Here is a 16,712-nt window from a genome sequence, read left to right as displayed (position 1 = left end):
TAGGACCCGGCTCAGGCCACGCCGGAGGCGGTGACGCTGGCGATGAACTGGGAGAACAGCTCGCCCTGGGAGCTGATGCCGAGCTTGGCGTGGATGTTCTTGCGATGGACGCCCACGGTATCGGTGGAGATGGCCAGTGCGTGGGCCACCGACTTGGAGGAATGCCCGCGCAGGATCAGCCGTGCCACCTCGGCCTCGCGCTCGGTCAGGCAACCCTCTCCGAAGCGCTCGAAGGCACGCTCCAGCTGCCGGTGCAATGCCTGCCCCTCGCCCTCCCCGTCCACCAGGACGGCGCCCCAGTGGCGGCGGGCGGCGGCCCCCACCAGCGGCTCGATGGCCTGCAACCTCGCCAGCTCCTCGGCGGCGAAGGCGCCATGGCCGGCGAGACGCCCCATGGACAGGGCCAGGCCGCCGGCACCGGCAAGGTCGATGAGGATGTTCACTTCGTCCGCCAGCCCATGGGACACGTAGAAGCTGCGGTAATACTCCGACGCCTGAAAACCGTCCGGCGCGATATCAGCCAGCCGCAGCACGCCCCGCCGCCCTTCGATACAGGCCTGGCGTACCGGGTCAAGCAGGTAGGGCCCTACCAGGTAGCGCTGGATCTCTTCCCGCCGCTCGGGCAGTACCCGGCCCGCCTCCAGCATCGCCGGCGGCCTTGCGGGCACGTGGGCGACGATGAAGGCGGTGTCGATGGGCACCGCCGCAAACACCGACTGCAGCAGGCGCGCAGGGAAATCGGCACGGCCGATGGCCTCAATCAGCGGGGCTTCATGGCTCAGCCAGCGGGCGAGGTCGAAGGCATGGTCGATCAAGGGCAGCTCGTCTCGTGGTACGCAGAGGCGCTCATTGTCCAACAGCACGAGCCTGCGGGCCAACTCTCGTGATTTGGATTTGACATGAATGTTATCGCTAACATAGATTGCCTGTCACCTTGCTTTGGAGACGCCTCATGCCCATCAGCCAGACTAACCCTCGGGTGGGGCTGTTCGTCACCTGCCTGGTAGACCTGCACCGCCCCAGCGTCGGCTTCGCCGCCGTGGACTTGCTGGAACAGGCAGGCTGCCGAGTCGAGGTGCCGCAAACCCAGACCTGCTGCGGCCAGCCAGCCTACAACAGCGGCGCCGCCGACCCGGCCCGGGCGCTGGCGAAGCAGCTGATCGCGGCCTTCGAACATTACGACTACCTGGTGGCCCCCTCGGGCTCCTGCCTCGGCATGATCAAGCGGCACTACCCCGAGCTGCTCAAGGACGACCCCGCCTGGCATTCGCGCGCCCTGGCCCTGGCCGAGCGCAGCCATGAGCTGCTGAGTTTCCTCGACGAGACGATGGCCTGGCAGCCAACCACCGCTTACCCGGGCAGTGTCACCTACCACGACGGCTGTTCCGGCCTGCGCGAGCTGGGTATCGAGCAACAGCCGCGACGCCTGCTGGCCGGCGTGGTGGGTCTGAAGCTCGTGGAGATGGCGCACGCGCAGACCTGCTGCGGCTTCGGCGGCACTTTCTGCATCAAATACCCCGATATTTCCGCACGGATGGCCAGCGAAAAGGTCGCCAGTATCCGCGCCAGCGGCGCTGACACCCTGCTCGGCGGCGACCTCGGCTGCCTGCTCAACATCAGCGGCCGGCTGACCCGCCTGGGCCAGTCGGTGCGGGTGTTTCACACCGCAGAGGTGCTGGCCGGCATGACCGACGCCCCGGCCATCGGCGAAGGCAGGAGCACCTGATGGAACTGCGCTCTGCCCACTTTCAGCCCAGCGTCCGCGCCGCCCTGTTCGATCCGGACCTGCAAGAGGCCATGGCCGACAATCGCCGCTTCGCCGCCCATGTGCGCGAGCAGGTGGCGGCCAGCGGCAGCTTCCAGGCCCTGCGCGAACGGGCCCGGGCCGTCAAGGACCACACCCTGGCCCATCTCGACCACTACCTGGAACGCTACGAAGTCGCCGCGCAAGCGCGGGGCATCCAGGTGCACTGGGCCGCGACCCCCGAAGAGGCGCAGCAGCAGGTGCTCGCCATCTGCCGCCAGGCCGGTGCGCGCCGGGTGATCAAGGGCAAGACCATGATCGGCGAGGAGATGGGCATCAACGCGGCCCTGGCCCACGCCAACATCGAGCGCGTCGAGACCGATCTGGGCGAATACATCCTGCAGCTGGCCGACGAGCCGCCCAGCCATATCAACGGCCCGGCGATCCACAAGACCCTGCGCCAGGTGCAGGCACTCTTCCACCAGCATCACCAGGGGCTGGGGCGCGAGCGATACCTGGAAGACCCGGCCGAACTTCTAGCCGAAGCCAGGCGCCTGCTGCGCGGTCAGTTCCTGGCGGCCGATGTGGGCATCACCGGGGCCAACTTCCTGATCGCCGAGGACGGCACCCATGTGCTGGTGACCAACGAAGGCAATGGCGACCTTACCAGCCTGCTGCCGCCGGTGCGCATCGTCCTGGCGAGCATCGAGAAGGTGCTGCCGACCCTGGCGGATGCCGGCACCCACCTGCAGTTGCTGGCCCTGAGCGCCACCGGCCAGCCGCTGACCAGTTACACCTCGGTGTATGGCGGCGCCGATAGCGACGGCCCCGAGCAATGCCATGTGGTCCTGCTGGACAACGGCCGCAGCGAGATGCTCGCCGGCGCCTTCCGCCCCATGCTGCGCTGCATCCGTTGTGCGGCGTGCATGGACAACTGCCCTGTCTACAACTGGGTCGGCGGCCACGCCTACGGCTGGATCTACCCAGGCCCCATGGGCTCGGTGTGGACGCCGAACCTCGCCGGTCTGGAAGACACCCGCGACCTGCCCAACGCCTGCACCCTGAACGGCCGCTGCAAGGAAGTCTGCCCCCTGCAGATTCCCCTTCCCGACATGCTCCGCGCGCTGCGCGAACAGCAGTGGCAACGGCAGCTGACGCCCACCGGCCCCCGCCTGGGCCTGCGCTTGTGGGCGGCGCTGGCGCGGCGCCCGGCGCTCTACCACCGGCTTACCGCCCTGCTAGCCTGCGCCCTGAAACTGGCCGCGCGTGGCCGTGGCCGGCTCCGCCGCCTGCCACTGGCCGGCGCCTGGACCGCCGAGCGCGACCTGCCCGCGCCCCAGGGCGCCACCTTCCAGCAACGCTGGCAACGTCAGCAGAAGGAGAAACGCCAATGACGTGCTCACGTGCGGCCATTCTTGGCAAGGTGCGCCAGTCGCTGGGTCGTCAATCGGGCGATTGCGTCCAGCCGGCGCCACCGCCCGCTGCGATCGTCACGGGCGACGGCAGCGACCTGGAGCAGCGCCTGCGTGAACGCCTGGCGCTCACCGGAGTAACCTTGCAAACCCTGGCCAGCCCAGACGAGCTCGCCAGCGCCGTGGCAGCCTACCTGGCACCTTTGGGCTTCACCCATGCGGTGGCTCTGGCACCGGGATTGGCGCACGAGCGCTGGCAGGGCGTGGCGGTGGATGTGGGCGGTGCCCTGCCCCATCACCAAGTGGCGGTAACCCGTGCCTTCGCTGCCGTGGCGGCCAGCGGCAGCCTGGTGTTTCTGGCAGGCCCCGACCATCCGCCGCGCTCAGGCTTTTTGCCAGAGCATCATCTGGTGGTGCTGTCAAAGGCGCGGCTGGTGGGGCGGCTGGAGCAGCTGTGGCCGTTGGTGGCCGGGCATCCGGGTGAGGCGCTGCACCTGGTGGGTGGCCCCTCCAGCACCGCCGATATCGGCGGCCAGCTGCTCTACGGCGCCCATGGCCCGCGTGCCGTGCATGTACTGCTAACGCCCTGAGGATTCAACCGCGCAGCGCGGTGGACTCGCGCGCCACCAGCTCGCAGCCCACATCCACATTGACCGCACTGGGCGCCTCGTTGCGGATGCGCTGGAAAAGCAGCTCCACGGTGGCGTCGGCCACGCGCTCGGAGGGGATCCGCACGCTGGTGAGCGACGGTGTGGCCACCCGCGCGATGGGCATATCGCCGAAGCCGCAGATGCCCAGGCGCCCGGGCACGTCCAAGCCCAGGCGCTGACAAGTGAACAGCGCGCCGAGGGCCGGCATGTCGTTGGTGAAGAACGCCCCGTCGCAATCGATCTCGCCCCGAACCAGACGCTCGATCACCGCCACGCCGTCGTCGACCTGGGGTATGGGGGATGTGTTGAAGCGTTGCGGCTCGACACCGATCGCGTCGCGCACCGCGTGGCGGAAACCGGCGAAGCGCAGGTTCTCGCGCTCGTCGTCATAGCCGAAGAAAGCCGGCCGGCGATAACCGGACTCCACCAGGTGGCGCCCGGCCGCGGCCCCGGCCGCCCAGTTGGAGAAACCCACCACCTGCCCCACGGGCTGGCGCGGCACCTCGCCCTCGGGCAAGTCCCAGAGTTCGATCAGGGGGATGTCGGCGGACTGCAACAGCGCCAGGGTTTGCGCCGAGTGATAGCCGTAGGCGAGGATCAGGCCGTCCAGCTGACGGCCGAGGAAAGCCCGCAGCAGCTTGTGCTCCTCGTCCTGGGAGAAGCGCGTCTCACCGATCAGCAGGTGGTAGCCGGCACGGGCCAGGCCTTGCTGAAGCACCTCGATGGTGGTGGCGAGAATGGGGTTGGTGATGGTGGTGATCATCGCGCCGATGATGCCACTGCGCCCGGTCACCAGCTGGCTGGCAGCCAGGTTCGGCACGTAGCCCAGCTCGCGCACCGCCTGCTCGATCTTCTGCCGAGTGCGTTCGGTAACCTTGTCCGGCTTGCTCAGCGCCCGCGAGACCGTCATGCCGGATACCCCGGCCAATCGAGCGACGTCATGCAGGGTAGCGGGTTTGCTCTTGGTGGACATCCTGGCCTCTGGCGCCTGTGGTAAGTGGCGCATTATCCCTGAACGGCCCTGTGAATGGGCAAGTCCCTGCCTGAGGGGGCGAAATCATTCGCCCCCTCAGGCAGGGCCACAGTTGCGGCATCAGGCCAGGAAGTCGGCGTGCTCCCACACCTCGATCAAGGTCGGGCGATCGGCCTTGGCGGCGGTCTCGAGCAGCGCTGCCAAGTGATCCAGGCTGGTGACCATCTCGGCGTTGCAGCCAAAGGCGCGGGCCAGGCCCTGGAAATCCGGCGTGTAGATGTCGACGCCGAGGGTGGGGATGTCGCGGTTCTGCATGTAGCGCTTGATTTCGCCGTAGCCACTGTTGTTCCACAGCAGCACGATGATGGGCGCGCCGGCTTCCACCGCCGACGCCAGCTCCGGCAGGGTGAACTGGATGCCACCATCGCCGATCAATGCGATCACAGGGCGCTGCGGTGCCGCCAACTTGGCGCCGATGGCAGCCGGCAGACCGTAGCCGAGCGTGCCGTAGCCAGTGGCGGAGTTGAACCAGCTGCGGGTGCGGGTGGCTTCGAACAGGTAGTTGCCCGAGTACACCGGCTGGGTGGAGTCGCCCGCCACGATCAGGTCCGGCAGGGTGCGCTGAAGGGTGTCCAGCACCTTGCACTGGCCCTTCCAGTTGGCCGGCCACTGGGCGTCCAGCTCCGCACGCACCGTGGCCGCGCGTTGGCTGCCCACGCCTTCGGCATTGAACGCCGGCACTTCGCCCAAGGCCGCCACCAGGGCCTGCATGGCCTGGCGAGCGTCGCTGAGGATGGCGAGGTCTGCCGGGTAATTGCGGTTCAGCTGCTCGGCGTCGATGTCGATGCGGATCAGCGGGCTCTCGATGCGGAAGTTGCCGTCGAACACCCCGTCGTAGTCGGTCTCGCCCAGTTCGGTGCCGATGGCCAGGATCAGGTCCGAGGCCAGCACCCTCTTGCGCACCGGCACCCAAGTCTGGTTGCTACCCAGCGCCAAGGGATGGCCTTTGGGCAGTACGCCCTTGGCGTTGATGGTATATGCGGTGGGTGCATCCAGGGCTTCGGCCAGGCGCTGGGCCTCGGCGGCGGCGTCGGCGCAGCCGCCACCGAGCAGCAGCAGCGGACGCTTGGCAGCCTTGAGCATCGCGGCGGCGCGAACGATGGCGTGCGGGCACGGCCCCGGGCGGCTCGGCAGCGCGCCCAGCTTGCGGCGCACATGGTCGGCCGGCGCGGTGATCACGTCGATGGGGATCTCAATGTGTACGGGGCGCGGACGGGCGCCGTTGAACACAGCGAAGGCGCGGGTCAGCACCTCAGGCAGTTCATCTGGGCGCATCAGGGTGTGACTGAAGGCGGCCACGCCGGACACCAGGTTGCTCTGCGACGGCAGCTCGTGCAGGCGGCCACCGCCCATGCCCAGTTGCCCGGTGTTGTTGACACTGGAGATCACCAGCATCGGGATCGAGTCGGCATAGGCCTGGCCCATGGCGGTGGTGATGTTGGTCATACCCGGGCCGGTGATGATAAAGCACACGCCCGGCTTGCCGGAAACGCGGGCATAGCCGTCGGCCATGAAGCCGGCGCCCTGCTCGTGGCGCGGCGTCACATGGCGGATGGCGGTGTTGGGCAGACCGCGATACAGCTCCACGGTGTGCACGCCGGGAATACCGAACACGGTATCCACGCCCAGCCCTTCCAGCAGCTCAACCAGCAGTTCTCCGCAGGTCAACATGAAGTGTCCTCCAAGGATATGTCATCGAATGGAGGGCACTGTAACACCAGATTGTTAGCGCTAACATTGCTTTTGTCGGATTATTCATCGGCAACAATAACCTGCAGATCGAGCATGCAAAGCCACTTTCAATTTCACCCCTCCTGCCTGCTGCAGGCGACAAGCCCCTTTGCCAACCAGCACCCAGCCACCCTCCCGCCAGGCCCCTGGTCTGGCGGCGGTACGCGGTGGGTTTTCAGGTCGGCCTGGTCACAAATCCTCAATACAAACGTGACATTTTTTCAACTTGCCGCGATCTGCCTAGCGACGACGACGGAGCTGTCAAATGAAGGTTACGGTTTTTGGTACCGGCTATGTGGGCCTGACCCAGGCGGTGTGCCTGGCCCAGGTGGGGCACTCGGTGCTGTGCATGGACGTCGATGCCGAACGGGTCGCCGCCCTCGATCAAGGACACTGTCCGATCTTCGAGCCCGGCCTGGCGCCGTTGCTGGAAAAGAACCTGGCGTGCGGGCGCTTGCGCTTCAGCACCGACCCAGGCCTTGCCAGCAACCATGCCCGCCTGCTGTTCATCGCCGTCGGCACGCCGCCGCTGGCCGATGGCGGTGCCGACCTGAGCCAGGTGTTCGCCGTGGTCGACAACATCCTCGAACACGCCATCGGTGCCAAGGTGATCATCAACAAGTCCACTTCGCCGGTGGGCACGGTGGATCGGATCAAAGCGCGCATCGCCCAGGCCGTGGCCGACACCGGGCGCTTCCAGGTCATCAGCAACCCGGAATTTCTCAAGGAAGGCACGGCCCTGGATGACTGCATGAGCCCCGAGCGCATCATCATCGGCGGCGCCGGGCCAGGCGAGGTGGAGCTGCTGCGCGAGCTGTACAGGCCGTTCAACCGCAAGCGGGAAAAGCTCATGGTGATGGACGCCCGCAGCGCCGAGCTGACCAAGTACGCGGCCAACTGCATGCTGGCGACGAAGATCTCCTTCATCAACGAAATGGCCAACCTGGCCGAGCACCTGGGCGCCGACATCGAAATGGTGCGCCGCGGCATCGGCTCGGACCCGCGCATCGGCTACGACTTCATCTACGCCGGCTGTGGCTTTGGCGGCTCGTGCTTCCCCAAGGACCTGCAAGCCCTGCGCCGCAGTGCCGAGGCGGAAGGTTTCGATCCGCAACTGCTGCATGCAGTCGAGTCGGTCAACCAGCGGCAGAAGCATCGGCTGTTCGACAAGATCCAGCGGCACTACCCGGGCGGCTTGCGTGGCAAGGTCTTCGCCTTGTGGGGGCTGTCGTTCAAGCCCAACACCAATGATATTCGCGAGGCTTCCAGCCGGGTGCTGCTGGAAGCCTTGTGGGCTGCAGGGGCGCGGGTTCAGGCTCACGACCCGCAGGCGATGGAGGCGATCCAGCAGCACTACGGCCCGCGACCGGACCTGCAGCTGGTGCCGTGCAAGGACGATGCGCTGCAGGGCGCCGACGCCCTGGTGATCGTCACCGAATGGCAGGACTACCGAGTACTGAACCTGGAGCAGGTGTCGCTGCAACTGGCCGACCGGGTAGTGTTCGACGGCCGCAACCTGTTCGAGCCCGAGTACATGGCCGCCGCAGGCCTGACCTATTACGGCATCGGCCGTGGGCAGATGCTGCCGCACGGGCAGACAACTGTGTTTCAACCCGCACACGCTGGCCGTTGACAGCGCGGGCAAAAACCGCACAATCGCCGTCCATTTTTTTAGACTGGACGCCCCTCATGCAACGGATTGTGATTCTGGGCAATGCTGGCAGTGGCAAATCGACGCTTGCCCGTGCCTTGGGCCAGCGGCTCGGTTTGCCGGTCATTCATCTGGACAAACTGTTCTGGGAACCTGGCTGGACCGAGCCCGACCCTGAGCAATTCCGCACCCGGGTCGGCGAAGCCGTCGCCGGTGACAGCTGGGTGTGCGAAGGCAACTACGCCCGGCGCACCTTCGACCTGCGCCTGCCCCGCGCGCAGCTGGTGATCTGGCTGGACACACCGCGCCTGACCTGCCTCAAGCGCGTGATCGTGCGCAGCGTACTGGACAGGCCTCGGCCTGATCGGGCAGCGGGCTGCAAAGAACAGTTGGACAAAGCGTTTCTTGAGTTCCTGAAGTTTGTCTGGCAGTTCGACAGGGGTTATCGGCCAGGCATTGAAGCCATGCGGCTGGCTGTGGCGCCTGAAGTGCGGACGGTGCATTTGCGGGGCGAGCGGCAGATCCGGGATTTCCTGGAGAATCTGGACAGCGCGGTCACCTTGGCTGATGGCATGCCTTGATCAGGGCTCAGCGTGATCCATGTGGGAGCCGGCTTGCCGGCGATGAGGCCATATCAGATTGCCCATTACTTTCTATCTTGCGAGTACGACCGTGCTCGCTGGATCAATACTCGAGATGAAGCTATACCGAAAGTCTCCAGCGTGGAGGTTGCTCCACAGGCTCGAAGCATCCGAGGAGAACTTCACGGTGTCGACTCAGCTGGTCATACGCAACATGACACGTCCCGAGCTGGACGAGCTTGTCGACTGGGCTGCCCGTGAAGGTTGGAACCCCGGCCTTCACGATGCCGAGCTGTTCTGGGCCACTGACCCTGCAGCCTTCATCGCAGCGTCCAGGGGCGCTGAACTGATAGGGGGCGGTGCCATCACCTCCTACAATGGCGAGTTTGGCTTCATGGGATTTTTTATCGTCCGTCCTGAATATCGAGGCCAAGGCCTGGGCAATACCCTCTGGCACGCACGCCGCGAGCGACTCCTCACCCGCCTGCGCCCAGGCTCGAGCATCGGCATGGACGGCGTCTTCGCGATGCAGGACTACTACGCCAAGGGTGGTTTCGTCTTCTCCCATCGCAACCTGCGTTTTCGTACCAGCGTCAGCAAACGCCCAACGACTTCGCAGCTGGACGACCAGGACATTGTTCCGTTGGCCGCCTTCCCTTTCGATCAGGTCGTCGCTTACGACCGCACCTGCTTCCCCGCCGCACGCGAAACCTTCCTGAACGGGTGGATAGCCCAAGCCGATGCACTCGCCGTAGGTTGCCGGCGTGACGGCAGGCTCAGCGGCTATGGCGTAGCAAGGCGCTGCCGGGAAGGCTGCAAGATTGGCCCTTTGTTTGCCGATGACACCTTGGCAGCCAATGCGCTTTATGCGCACCTGGCGGAATTTGCCCAGGGTGGCCCGCTGTTTCTCGATGCCCCGGAGAACAACCCCGCTGCCATGGCGCTCGTGCAGCAACAGGGCATGATCGAGGTTTTCGGCTGTGCGCGCATGTACCTCGGCCCTCCTCCTGCGATCGCGCACGAACGTGTGTTCGGCGTCACGACGTTCGAGCTGGGCTGATGTCCGCGCGCGACCTCATCGGTTACGGTGGCCACCCACCCCACCCGCGCTGGCCCGGTGAGGCGCGCGTCGCCCTCCAGTTCGTACTCAACATCGAAGAGGGCGCGGAGTCATGCCTGCTCAATGGCGATGCACAATCGGAGGCCTGGCTTCACGAGCTACCGGGCCGCCCGCCGCGCGTGGGGGAACCCGATCCGAGCGTCGAGGGCATGTACGAATACGGCGCGCGTGCGGGCGTGTGGCGCATTTTGCAACTGTTCAATGCCCGAGGCCTACCGCTGACCGCCTTCGCCGTCGGCCGGGCACTGGAACTCACCCCGGCGATTGGCCATGCGCTCTGCGCTGCCGGGCATGAGATTGCAGGACATGGCTATCGTTGGCTGGACTATCGCGATATGCCCGAAGACCAGGAGCGGCGCCATATCGGTCTCACACGCGACGTGATCGAGCAAATCTGCGGTAAACGCCCCGTAGGTTGGTACACCGGAAGGGTCAGCCAGAACACCCGCCGCCTGGTGCGCGAGGAAGGCGGGTTTCTCTACAGCTCGGACGCCTACAACGATGATCTGCCCTATTGGCTTGCTGGCTCGCCCGCCCATCTGGTGATCCCTTACACGCTTGTCAACAACGACGCTCGCTATCTGCTGTCGAACGGTTTCGCCAGCGGTGAAGACTTCTTCCGGCTGCTCAAGGATGCGTTCGACCTGCTGTGGCAGGAGGGCTCGCACCACCCGAAGATGATGAGCGTCGGCCTGCATGGGCGAATCAGTGGTCATCCTGGGCGCGCGATGGCACTCGCGCGCTTTCTCGACTACGTGCAAGGCCACGACGCGGTGTGGATCTGCCGGCGCGAAGAAATTGCCAGGCACTGGATCACCCACTTCCCCGCCTGAGCGCCCAGATAACCCTCGTTTGGGTGGATGGAAAACCCAAAAACCCCCAAATAAGGGTAATTTCTGGGTAACGCCTCTAGCGCGCTGGGCCTCAACCCAGACGCCAGCGGCTATCGAGCCTGGCATGCTGCGTGCTTGTTCCATTATCGAAATTGCATTGCAGAGTGTTCTCTCACAATCTCGAGGTGTGAAGCGCATGCCGCAAACTCAAGAGAGTACCCCGCCCACCGCGGCATGCGAAAAGTCCAGTCGGCATGAACGCGCCTCGCTTTGGGCGAAACTCAAAGCCACCCGAAGACCTTCGCTCCCCATCAGAGCCCGTATCCTCGTACTCGCCGCCCTGGTTGGACTCATTGCCACCAGCGTGATTGTCAGTATCAGCACCGAACAAAGTACGGCATTCACGGCCAAGTTCATCCAGGCCTTGGGAGCAGTGGACACGGCAAGTTCGGGGCTGCCGGGGTATCAAACAAGCGACATACTGGACTCACGTGCGGACAGCGGCTTGTCTCAAGAAGACCGGATCAATCGTCAGCAGGCACGACATCAGTTTTTTGCGAGCCTGAGCAACATTGCCAGTCAATCGGATACTTTATTGATCAATGTTTATGCAGCCGACAAAGTCATCATCTGGTCCAGCAACTCAAAACTGATCGGCCAGCAATTCCCGGACAACGACGAGCTTGAGAGCACCGAGTCCGGCAAGGGCGGCGTCGTTGCAAGCTACCATCAGGTAAAAGAAAGCCGTAAAGAACAGCAGTTCAGTCGAATGCCGAGCAACCTGTTCATCGAGCACTACATCCCGCTCGTCAACAAAGCGGGTGAAGTACCTTCCGTGGTGGAGTTCTATACAGAACCCCCAGGATGGCTGACCCAGACCCGATTGGGGTACGGGGTGCTGTGGTTGGCCTGCTCGATTGGCGCAGCGTTGATCTATCTCGGCCTTCTCGCCTTTACGGGCAGGCTTGGCAACCTGTTTCCTTCGAGGACTCAAAAGAACATTGACCACGAAATGGCTACCTTGCTTAACGAAGTGACCAGCGTCGTGGCTCACAACTTACGCAACCCGCTCGCCGCGGTCCGCTCCAGTGCCGAGTTGGCCCTGGAGATCGGGACTCAAGCCGCCGGCAAAAACATCGGGGACATCATCAACCAGGTCGATTGCATGTCGGACTGGATCAAGGAACTGCATGTTGCGTCCACATCGATGAAGGGTGAAATCGGCAGGGTCGACCCGGTGGATGCAGTACTTGAGACCTTGCGAAATTTCGAACTGCCATTGAACAACGCCAATGTGCATGTCGAGTTTTCAGTCACCAGCACGCTGCCGGTCTCAGGTCATCGTCCGTTGCTGGTTCAAATACTGGAGAGTCTGGTATCCAACGCGATAGATGCGATGCCAGACGGGGGGACGCTGTACATCACCATCAATCAGCGCACGTCCAAGCGGTTGAACATCATCGTTCAGGACACCGGCAAGGGATTGACCGCTGCCCAACAGAAAGCGTTGTTTCGGCCTCGTTGCGCGATCAAACAGGGAGGCTTTGGAATCGGGTTGATGCTGGTGAAATTGATCATGCAGCGCTTTGGCGGTCACGCTAGCCTGGCCACGGGCAAAAACAAGGGCACGACGGTGAACCTGTGCTTCAGGATGGCAGACGGTGTCTAGTGTCTGTCTGGGGTTTGAAAAGCGCCGGCGATAAGGCCAGATCAGACTTTGCGACCAAGGGCTGCGTTCGACCCAAAGCGGACGCTCCGAACTTTGAAACCATGCGCTACAACAATACATACCACTCTGGGGCCGACTGGAAGCGCGTGAATGTGCATGACACACAAATCCTGCGCCGTCGCGTCACTTGCCCTGCTGGCCTGCACGGCCGCTGCTGAAGATCTTGAACCCAGGTCGTACAGCAATACCCCGGTCGGCATCAATTTCTTGCTGATGGGCTACAGCGAGCTTGATGGCAGTGTCACTGCCAGCCCTTCGGTTCCGCTGCAGGATGGCAAAATCAAGATCAAGTCGGCGGTGGTTGCCTTTGCCAGGTCTTTGGACGTATGGGGTCGCTCGGGGAAGTTCGATGTCGTCATACCCCGGGCGCATTTGAAGGGGTCTGCGCTGTTTGCCGGAGAACCCAGGGAGCGTGATGTCACCGGCCTGATCGATCCAAGATTTCGTTTCTCGGTCAACCTGTATGGCGCGCCGGCGCTGTCCCTTGCCGAGTTCGCTGACTACCGGCAGGACGTGATCATCGGTGCCAGCCTGGCGGTCACCGCGCCCCTTGGCCAATATGACCCCGGCAGGCTGGTCAACCTGGGCAACAATCGCTGGTCATTCAAGCCCGAACTGGGGATCTCCAAGCGGCTGGGGGCGGTGACCCTGGAGCTGGCCGCAGCGGCAACCTACTTCACCGACAATGACGATTACTTCGGCAATCGCACGGCGTCGCAAGACCCGCTCTATCAGCTGCAGGGGCATGTGATCTACGCCTTCACCAACGGTGTGTGGGTGTCGCTGGATGCCACTTACCTTGCCGGCGGCAGCACCTCGATCAATGGCGTCGGCAACCACGACTATCAAGAGAACACACGCTACGGGGCCACCCTCACCCTGCCGGTCAACCGCAACCATTCGCTGAAACTGTCTGGGAGTCATGGTGCGTACAGCCGCACTGGCAGCGAATACGATGGCTTTGCCATTGTCTGGCAGTACCGCTTTGGCGGAGGGCTTTGAGTTGCGTGCTATTTACTGCCGTTTTCGGGCGATTCCGAAACCGGCATCGAGGACTCACCTGCAATTCGCTTGACCAGCGCAGCATGACCGCTGGCCTGGTCGCCGCGGGAAATGACCTGGATGACGGCCATGCGATCACCGGAGCCTGCAATAAAGGTGCTGTTCAACGTTTTGCCGCCGCCCAGGGTCGCCGTACTGTCAACTTGTCGCACACCCAGGCCGTTGAGGTTGAGGCGCGATTCGCCGGTTTGTCGAAAGTCCGACAGCTCGGCGCTCTGGCGGTCGACGAAACCACTGACGGCGCCGTCGAGGAATACATCGTCGTTGTCGCCGGGGCGAGAAGCTTCGGGAAGCGGTTTCTCGACCACCATGACCACGCGCTTTTCCTGCGCATTGGCATACAGGGTACCCACGCTGCCGGCACCTTCGCTGCTCTGTTCATCGGCGCTCAAAGGGCTGGCGGTGTAGCCTGCCGGCAGGTTGAAGCTGAACTTGCCGCCGAGCACCGCGACGTTTACTTCAGGTATCGGCTTGGTGGTGGGTTTGCTGGCGGCATGCAGGTTCGACAGCCCCAACAGGCCGACCACGGCCAGGGTCAGCGTCAGGGTTCTTTTGTTGAAAATCGACATACAGCCTCTTATTGGGGCATGGGATGGGGCATCGCAGGGTGGGTATGCTCACATAAACCTGCCCGCTCGGTAAGCCCGGGTTTCCCGTCGGTCAGGCGGTGATGGCGGATCGCCTTGAGGGGGCTATCGTTGCTTGTCTGGGCAACGACTACCGACCGAGGGCGGTACCATGAACACCAGCGATCTACTCGAACAGTTACTTCGGGCCGGGCAAGGCTCGCAAGCGCAACAAGGGAGCGGCGGCATGTCTTCGCAAGACGGCCTGGGCGGTTTGGGCGGCTTGCTGGGTGGTCTGCTTGGCGGCGGCGGTGCAACGGGTGGCGGTGGTGGCCTTGGCGGTTTACTGGGCGGCCTGTTGGGTGGCGGAGGTGGCAGCAGCGCTAGCGGCTATGCCCAGGGGCGCTCCTCAGGTGGCACCAATTACGCGGCCCTCGCGTCGTTGGGCATGATGGCGTTCCAGGCCTATCAAAGCTGGCAGCGCAGCCAGGCGGCAGCCCCGCAACAGGCGGTGCGTACTGTCGATCAATTGTCCGGCCCCGAGGCTGAGGATCACAGCCATGCAATCTTGCGCGCGCTGATTGCGGCGGCCAAGGCTGACGGTCGCATCGACAAGCAGGAAGAACAGTTGATCTACGCGGAAATCAAACGTCAAACCAGCGACCCGCAACTGCAGCAATGGCTGGATGAGGAAGTCAGCAAGCCACTCGATGCCGCCGAAGTGGCTCAGTCGGCCCAGGACCCGGCCATGGCCGCGGAAATGTACCTGGCCAGCGTGATGCTGGTGGATGACCAGCAGGAGGCAGAGCGGGCCTACCTTGACGAACTGGCCGGCGCACTGCAAATCGATCCGACCTTGCAGGTGCACCTGGAGCAGCAAGCCAAGGGCGCCGCCTGACCGGGCTGGGATGCCTACGCTCTCCATCAGACGGAAGCCAGCGCAGGCCAGGCCCTGGAGAGTGTATACACGCTCATCTCTGGCGGGTTGTACGCCAGTCGGTGCCAAAACTTGAAAGGGCTGCCATTTGGCAGCCCTTTTAGGTGTCCGTTTCAGTTTCGTTGAGACGTTTCCGACATCGCCGGCAAGCCGGCTCCCACAAGCGTATCAACAGCCCCAGGCTTGTGTTGTGCCGACGATGTTTTGTTCTGTGGGCGAGCGGAGGCTGTGATAATGGAGGGCAATCCCAAGGGCCATGCCATGCTGACCATCTCCAATAACGTGCATCTGCCAGATACCGACATCGAACTGACCTACATCCGCGCGCAAGGCGCAGGTGGGCAGAATGTCAACAAGGTGTCCAGCGCCGTGCACCTGCGCTTCGACATTCCCGCCTCAATGCTGCCCGCGTTTTACAAGGAGCGGCTTTTGGCGCTGCGTGACAGTCGCATCACCGGCGACGGCGTGCTGATCATCAAGGCCCAACAGTACCGCACCCAGGAGCAGAACCGCGCTGACGCACTGGCGCGTCTTGCCGAGTTGATCATCACTGCCGGCAAGACCGAGAAGAAACGCCGTCCCACCAAGCCGACCCTCGGCTCGAAGACCCGCCGCCTCGAAGGAAAAGCCAGGCGTAGCACTGTCAAGGCGGGTCGGGGCAAGGTGGAGTTCTGAGGTCAGCATTCCGTCTAGCGATCATCCCTAAATGCTAATCGCATGACGGGCCGCCATGGGTCGTTAGCGGTCAGTCGCGAAGGCTGTTAACGACCCATAGCGGACATCTGTAAACGGGGCCGCTTCGCGGCCCATCGCCGGCAAGCGCGGCTCCCACAGGTACAGCGGCATGTCTGAGGACTGTTGATACCTCCTGCGGGAGCCGGTTTGCCGGCGATGAGGCCGTTACTGACCGGAGCTTTAACGCTGCCTGCTCTGGGGCGGTAGAGGGCGGCCTTGGATGGCAGGCATGCCCCATAGCAGACCACCAAGGTAACGGACAGACGCTTTTGTGAACCGAAGGAAGTTTGCTATAACAGCCGGCCATCTCAAAGGAATGAACCTATGACAACAAAATCTGTAATTTTTCTTACCGCTGCCCTTGCTTCAGGTTTTGCCATAGCGGGCGATGTGCCTGATTATTCAGTGTCAGAAGAGCATTGCACTCCTGAGTACTGGGAGAAACTACCAGATGGCAAGAAGACGGAAGATCTAATCGATAGGTGCGATGATCTGGAGCCATCCGAGAGCGAAGGTTCTGGGAAAAAGGCGCGGTGAGAGCTACCAGATCAATAAAGGTGCCAGCAGGCTCCTTTATTGATCGGGCTGGCCTGTGAGTCTAGAGGATCAGTATTTACCTTCTGGACTTTTCTCGAATTTCCATTCGGTCATTTCCTTCGCAGCAAGAAAGCTCTTGCAGTTTGCGATGAACTCGTTACGGTTCGATTCCTTCGACAAGCTCGCCAGGTTTTTTTCGTACATCTCCGGAGCACAGTTGTCTGCTGTCGGCTCGGGGACTTTTTCCTCTGAGCAAGCTGCCAAAATCATCGCCAATCCCATGGCTGTGCCCAGCCGAGCCAATTTGATATCCATATTTTGATCCTTCGGTCATTGCGTTTAGCGTGCTAGTGGGCTCCATCGAGCCCGGCGGTAGCCTAAAGCTTGGGGG

Annotated in this window: 17 protein-coding genes; 12 read left to right on the top strand and 5 right to left on the bottom strand. The window is 63.3% G+C overall.

Going from position 1 to position 16,712, the window contains the following annotated elements:
- Window positions 1–11 precede the first annotated feature (11 nt).
- Window positions 12–815, bottom strand: coding sequence for a response regulator transcription factor (locus ACIPZG_RS10080; protein ID WP_400712987.1), 804 nt, complete (start codon window positions 813–815; stop codon window positions 12–14).
- Window positions 816–952: 137 nt separating this feature from the next.
- Between ACIPZG_RS10080 and ACIPZG_RS10075 the strand changes: the two genes are divergently transcribed.
- The 3 genes from ACIPZG_RS10075 to ACIPZG_RS10065 are packed head-to-tail and all read left to right on the top strand — an operon-like array spanning window position 953 to window position 3,746.
- Complete coding sequence (locus ACIPZG_RS10075; protein WP_400712984.1) at window positions 953–1,726, top strand: (Fe-S)-binding protein; 774 nt, start codon at window positions 953–955, stop codon at window positions 1,724–1,726.
- Window positions 1,726–3,138: a lactate utilization protein B gene (locus ACIPZG_RS10070; RefSeq protein ID WP_400712981.1), complete on the top strand. Its 1,413-nt coding sequence runs from the start codon at window positions 1,726–1,728 to the stop codon at window positions 3,136–3,138. The genes ACIPZG_RS10075 and ACIPZG_RS10070 overlap by 1 nt, the downstream gene beginning before the upstream one ends.
- The gene (locus tag ACIPZG_RS10065) at window positions 3,135–3,746 is read left to right on the top strand and encodes a lactate utilization protein C (protein WP_400712978.1); all 612 of its coding nucleotides are present in this window, start codon (window positions 3,135–3,137) and stop codon (window positions 3,744–3,746) included. Before ACIPZG_RS10070 ends, ACIPZG_RS10065 begins: the two co-directional genes overlap by 4 nt.
- A gap of 4 nt (window positions 3,747–3,750) precedes the next feature.
- Here the strand turns inward: ACIPZG_RS10065 and ACIPZG_RS10060 are convergent, their stop codons facing one another.
- Together ACIPZG_RS10060 and ACIPZG_RS10055 are read right to left on the bottom strand one after the other, a co-directional pair.
- Complete coding sequence (locus ACIPZG_RS10060) at window positions 3,751–4,779, bottom strand: LacI family DNA-binding transcriptional regulator (protein WP_400712975.1); 1,029 nt, start codon at window positions 4,777–4,779, stop codon at window positions 3,751–3,753.
- A gap of 120 nt (window positions 4,780–4,899) precedes the next feature.
- Window positions 4,900–6,510, bottom strand: coding sequence for a 5-guanidino-2-oxopentanoate decarboxylase (locus ACIPZG_RS10055; RefSeq protein ID WP_400712972.1), 1,611 nt, complete (start codon window positions 6,508–6,510; stop codon window positions 4,900–4,902).
- A gap of 325 nt (window positions 6,511–6,835) precedes the next feature.
- On the opposite strand from ACIPZG_RS10055, the gene ACIPZG_RS10050 reads away from it, so the two are divergent.
- The 6 genes from ACIPZG_RS10050 to ACIPZG_RS10025 all read left to right on the top strand — a co-directional run bounded on the left by ACIPZG_RS10050 (window position 6,836) and on the right by ACIPZG_RS10025 (window position 13,486).
- Window positions 6,836–8,203 (top strand): UDP-glucose dehydrogenase family protein, encoded by a 1,368-nt coding sequence (locus ACIPZG_RS10050; RefSeq protein WP_400712969.1) that lies wholly within the window; start codon window positions 6,836–6,838, stop codon window positions 8,201–8,203.
- Window positions 8,204–8,259: 56 nt separating this feature from the next.
- Window positions 8,260–8,802, top strand: coding sequence for an AAA family ATPase (locus tag ACIPZG_RS10045; RefSeq protein ID WP_400712966.1), 543 nt, complete (start codon window positions 8,260–8,262; stop codon window positions 8,800–8,802).
- Between the two features lie 187 nt (window positions 8,803–8,989).
- Entirely contained in the window at window positions 8,990–9,862 is an 873-nt protein-coding gene (locus ACIPZG_RS10040) for a GNAT family N-acetyltransferase (protein WP_400712963.1), read from the top strand.
- Window positions 9,862–10,755, top strand: a complete 894-nt coding sequence (locus ACIPZG_RS10035; protein ID WP_400712961.1) for a polysaccharide deacetylase family protein — start codon at window positions 9,862–9,864, stop codon at window positions 10,753–10,755. The genes ACIPZG_RS10040 and ACIPZG_RS10035 overlap by 1 nt, the downstream gene beginning before the upstream one ends.
- A gap of 124 nt (window positions 10,756–10,879) precedes the next feature.
- Window positions 10,880–12,424: a sensor histidine kinase gene (locus ACIPZG_RS10030; RefSeq protein ID WP_400712958.1), complete on the top strand. Its 1,545-nt coding sequence runs from the start codon at window positions 10,880–10,882 to the stop codon at window positions 12,422–12,424.
- 156 nt (window positions 12,425–12,580) lie between these two features.
- Window positions 12,581–13,486 carry a transporter gene (locus ACIPZG_RS10025; RefSeq protein WP_400712955.1) on the top strand — a complete coding sequence of 302 codons (906 nt, stop codon included), beginning with the start codon at window positions 12,581–12,583 and terminating at the stop codon, window positions 13,484–13,486.
- An 8-nt stretch (window positions 13,487–13,494) separates the two neighbouring features.
- On the opposite strand, the gene ACIPZG_RS10020 is transcribed toward ACIPZG_RS10025, so the two are convergent.
- Complete coding sequence (locus tag ACIPZG_RS10020; protein WP_400712952.1) at window positions 13,495–14,115, bottom strand: hypothetical protein; 621 nt, start codon at window positions 14,113–14,115, stop codon at window positions 13,495–13,497.
- 169 nt (window positions 14,116–14,284) lie between these two features.
- Between ACIPZG_RS10020 and ACIPZG_RS10015 the strand changes: the two genes are divergently transcribed.
- The 3 genes from ACIPZG_RS10015 to ACIPZG_RS10005 all read left to right on the top strand — a co-directional run bounded on the left by ACIPZG_RS10015 (window position 14,285) and on the right by ACIPZG_RS10005 (window position 16,321).
- Window positions 14,285–15,010 carry a tellurite resistance TerB family protein gene (locus tag ACIPZG_RS10015; protein ID WP_400712949.1) on the top strand — a complete coding sequence of 242 codons (726 nt, stop codon included), beginning with the start codon at window positions 14,285–14,287 and terminating at the stop codon, window positions 15,008–15,010.
- Window positions 15,011–15,310: 300 nt separating this feature from the next.
- Window positions 15,311–15,724: an alternative ribosome rescue aminoacyl-tRNA hydrolase ArfB gene (arfB, locus tag ACIPZG_RS10010; protein WP_400712946.1), complete on the top strand. Its 414-nt coding sequence runs from the start codon at window positions 15,311–15,313 to the stop codon at window positions 15,722–15,724.
- A 384-nt stretch (window positions 15,725–16,108) separates the two neighbouring features.
- Window positions 16,109–16,321, top strand: coding sequence for a hypothetical protein (locus ACIPZG_RS10005; protein ID WP_400712943.1), 213 nt, complete (start codon window positions 16,109–16,111; stop codon window positions 16,319–16,321).
- Between the two features lie 69 nt (window positions 16,322–16,390).
- Here ACIPZG_RS10005 and trbK read toward each other — a convergent pair whose 3' ends face one another.
- A complete protein-coding gene (gene trbK / locus ACIPZG_RS10000; RefSeq protein WP_400712940.1) occupies window positions 16,391–16,636 on the bottom strand; it encodes an entry exclusion lipoprotein TrbK in 246 nt (81 codons plus the stop codon).
- Window positions 16,637–16,712: the final 76 nt, after the last annotated feature.

This window comes from Pseudomonas sp. NPDC089395, from assembly GCF_044749525.1.
Taxonomy (GTDB): Bacteria; Pseudomonadota; Gammaproteobacteria; order Pseudomonadales; family Pseudomonadaceae; genus Aquipseudomonas.
The sequence above is the reverse complement of the archived record's forward strand: the minus strand, read 5'-3'. Positions and strand labels throughout refer to the sequence as shown.

Excerpts from the sequence above, each read along its gene's own strand:
- ACIPZG_RS10005 (WP_400712943.1), top strand. The coding sequence starts at position 16,109 with ATGACAACAAAATCTGTAATTTTTCTTACCGCTGCCCTTGCTTCAGGT.
- ACIPZG_RS10020 (WP_400712952.1), bottom strand. The coding sequence starts at position 14,115 with ATGTCGATTTTCAACAAAAGAACCCTGACGCTGACCCTGGCCGTGGTC.
- ACIPZG_RS10060 (WP_400712975.1), bottom strand. The coding sequence starts at position 4,779 with ATGTCCACCAAGAGCAAACCCGCTACCCTGCATGACGTCGCTCGATTG.
- ACIPZG_RS10025 (WP_400712955.1), top strand. The coding sequence starts at position 12,581 with ATGACACACAAATCCTGCGCCGTCGCGTCACTTGCCCTGCTGGCCTGC.
- ACIPZG_RS10075 (WP_400712984.1), top strand. The coding sequence starts at position 953 with ATGCCCATCAGCCAGACTAACCCTCGGGTGGGGCTGTTCGTCACCTGC.
- trbK (WP_400712940.1), bottom strand. The coding sequence starts at position 16,636 with ATGGATATCAAATTGGCTCGGCTGGGCACAGCCATGGGATTGGCGATG.
- ACIPZG_RS10055 (WP_400712972.1), bottom strand. The coding sequence starts at position 6,510 with ATGTTGACCTGCGGAGAACTGCTGGTTGAGCTGCTGGAAGGGCTGGGC.
- ACIPZG_RS10045 (WP_400712966.1), top strand. The coding sequence starts at position 8,260 with ATGCAACGGATTGTGATTCTGGGCAATGCTGGCAGTGGCAAATCGACG.
- ACIPZG_RS10065 (WP_400712978.1), top strand. The coding sequence starts at position 3,135 with ATGACGTGCTCACGTGCGGCCATTCTTGGCAAGGTGCGCCAGTCGCTG.
- ACIPZG_RS10050 (WP_400712969.1), top strand. The coding sequence starts at position 6,836 with ATGAAGGTTACGGTTTTTGGTACCGGCTATGTGGGCCTGACCCAGGCG.
- ACIPZG_RS10015 (WP_400712949.1), top strand. The coding sequence starts at position 14,285 with ATGAACACCAGCGATCTACTCGAACAGTTACTTCGGGCCGGGCAAGGC.
- ACIPZG_RS10030 (WP_400712958.1), top strand. The coding sequence starts at position 10,880 with ATGCTGCGTGCTTGTTCCATTATCGAAATTGCATTGCAGAGTGTTCTC.
- arfB (WP_400712946.1), top strand. The coding sequence starts at position 15,311 with ATGCTGACCATCTCCAATAACGTGCATCTGCCAGATACCGACATCGAA.
- ACIPZG_RS10035 (WP_400712961.1), top strand. The coding sequence starts at position 9,862 with ATGTCCGCGCGCGACCTCATCGGTTACGGTGGCCACCCACCCCACCCG.
- ACIPZG_RS10070 (WP_400712981.1), top strand. The coding sequence starts at position 1,726 with ATGGAACTGCGCTCTGCCCACTTTCAGCCCAGCGTCCGCGCCGCCCTG.